The following is a 934-nucleotide window of genomic DNA, read 5'->3' as shown; positions in this document are numbered from 1 at the left end:
ATAATATTACCCTATCAGAAAGCTATGATACCTCTAACGCAAAAGAAAAGCATGAAAAGTCTTTTGCTGGTGTGACAGGCTCTGTCAATGTGGGCATTCTTGGTACAGTAAAAGATGTAAAGGATGCAGTCAAACGTTTTGGTCATGGGGATACAAAACACAAAATCGGTAATGGTCTTATTGCTGGTCTAAAAGGCTATGATCTCTATAGCAAAGGCAAAGGTCTTTATAATGGGATGAAAGGTGGAAACAAACAGTCTATTCGTGATATTGCTGATGTTTCTGCTAGCGTAACCGTGGGCTTTAAGACAGAGAAGGCAGAAGCCTCTGTTCAGACCTCTACTGCGGTAACAGGTACAATAGAAGCAGGACGCGCTGTTAATATGCAAGCCCACAAAGGCAGCATCCATGGTGTTGGAGCCGATATTATTGCTGGCACAAACCCGATGCAAAGCAATGATGAACAGAGCGGGAATATCACCATGGGAGCAGGTGAAGATATCACTTTTGAAAGTGCGCAAAATACGCAAAGTACACAAAATCATACGCAAAGCGCTTCAATGAATGTTGGGTATAGTTATGGTACCGGTGGTACAGGGTGGATGGGGAATGCTTCTTTTGGTAAAGGCAAGGGGTCCAGTGAGGAGGTTCACCAGAAGAACAGCCATATTATAGGCACTGGCACTCTTCATACCATAAGTCAGGGAAACACCATACTGGCAGGCGCCGTGGCTTCTGCAGACCATGTAGAAATGGAAGTAGGGGGTGATTTCGCCATTACCAGCCGCAGTGATACGGGACAAAGTTCTAGCAAGCAAAACTCTTTTTCCATTGGTTATAATAGTCGAGAAAAGGAGGGTACAGCCTCAACCAATATTTCCTTGAACAAGGATAAATCCTCTAGTGATTATCATAGTGTTGTGGAACAATCAGG

The 934-nt window shown here is 43.9% G+C and carries 1 protein-coding gene; it reads left to right on the top strand.

The genetic code is table 11. The features are described 5' to 3' along the window. The coding region (locus tag ACFILA_RS09615) for a hemagglutinin repeat-containing protein (RefSeq protein WP_375661134.1) at nucleotides 1-934 on the top strand (934 nt) is incomplete at both ends.

It is taken from the genome of Bartonella sp. CL71SXKL, assembly GCF_042194935.1.
In the GTDB taxonomy this organism is placed as follows: Bacteria; Pseudomonadota; Alphaproteobacteria; order Rhizobiales; family Rhizobiaceae; genus Bartonella.
The sequence above is the reverse complement of the archived record's forward strand: the minus strand, read 5'-3'. Positions and strand labels throughout refer to the sequence as shown.